This window comes from Dolichospermum sp. UHCC 0259 (genome assembly GCF_009711935.1).
Lineage (GTDB): Bacteria > Cyanobacteriota > Cyanobacteriia > Cyanobacteriales > Nostocaceae > Dolichospermum.
Genome location: NZ_VIKX01000301.1, coordinates 18247 through 19449, shown reverse-complemented (window position 1 = coordinate 19449; position 1203 = coordinate 18247). Strand labels below are relative to the sequence as shown.

Here is a 1203-nt window from a genome sequence, read left to right as displayed (position 1 = left end):
AGTTATTAGTAACTCGAACTTCTTTTTTTAATGATATGCGTAGCCTATTAAAATTTATTTGGTTTAAAAATTGGTCGGATTTTTTCTCATTTATTGTTAGGGAATATATCCCATTTAACAAAGTAAATTCTGGTTGAAAAATGTCAATACATTGAAAGAAGAGGAGAAAGTTATTTATTAAAAAAATATGAATTTGCGTAGAATTTCAGCTAGATTTATGAGTTGAAATCAATTTTTTATGTCTAGATTTTTAAAGATTTTTACAACCTTGTCTATCTCCAGGATTGGATGATAATTATCTATCAAAAAATGATAATTTGATACAGGTTCTCTACTTAAATTAAGATAATTTTATCTTATTTTTTTCAAAATGAGAATTGCTGTTGAAAAAGCGCGGAGAAGACTTAAATAGACATTATCGTCAGTTAGTGCCAAAGCTTCCTAAATACGTGATTTTATGTAATTTTTATCAATTCTGGATCTTTGATTTCGGGTAGTGGTAAATATGTAGTGATAATAAAATTAGGCACTACAACAAGAATTATAATGATGAATAAAATACCAGATAGCGCCAATATGATTATCTAACTTTTTAGAGAAGGATAAAGTCTTTCTAACTAAACGAGAAATTCTTTGCCGCATTGTATTATTAAAGCGTTCAATATGGTTAGTCTGTGTTTACATAATTTGCGAAATTATATTAACTATATTAATCAATAAAATGTTGATGAGCGACATTAATTTGCGAAATGCGGCATATAATTTGCGAACGTACAAAAGCCGATGATGAGATTTGAACTCACGACCTACTGATTACGAATCAGTTGCTCTACCCCTGAGCCACATCGGCGTACACAGTTATACATCATAGCATAATTTATTGATAATGGAACAAAATTCTCCAAATAATCTCAAACCCCAACAATACGAACGCCTCAAAGCCGAAGCAGCCGCACCCTATCGGGGTTTAAGGCAATTTATCTATATTGGTATCGGTGCTTCTGGCTTTATTGGTGCATTCGTTTTCTTCTTTCAACTCCTAGCAGGACGCGATATTGAACAAGCAGCGCCTAATTTCGCAATCCAACTAGGAGTAATAGGACTAATGGTACTTCTGTGGCAATGGGAAAACAGAAAGAAGAAGCAATAGGCAGGAGTTCAGAATGAAAAAGGAAAAACTAAAAATATAATTCTCCCCTACTC

At 32.3% G+C, this 1203-nt stretch carries 1 protein-coding gene, 1 tRNA gene and 1 pseudogene; 1 reads left to right on the top strand and 2 read right to left on the bottom strand.

Annotated elements, in window-relative coordinates:
• Positions 1–522 precede the first annotated feature (522 nt).
• Both FJR05_RS24440 and FJR05_RS24435 read right to left on the bottom strand, forming a co-directional pair.
• Positions 523–675, bottom strand: a pseudogene (locus FJR05_RS24440) (IS1 family transposase); the annotation flags it as partial.
• 103 nt (positions 676–778) lie between these two features.
• A tRNA-Thr gene (locus tag FJR05_RS24435) sits at positions 779–850 on the bottom strand.
• A gap of 33 nt (positions 851–883) precedes the next feature.
• On the opposite strand from FJR05_RS24435, the gene FJR05_RS24430 reads away from it, so the two are divergent.
• Positions 884–1150 (top strand): DUF3493 domain-containing protein, encoded by a 267-nt coding sequence (locus FJR05_RS24430; protein ID WP_168646501.1) that lies wholly within the window; start codon positions 884–886, stop codon positions 1148–1150.
• Positions 1151–1203 lie beyond the last annotated feature (53 nt).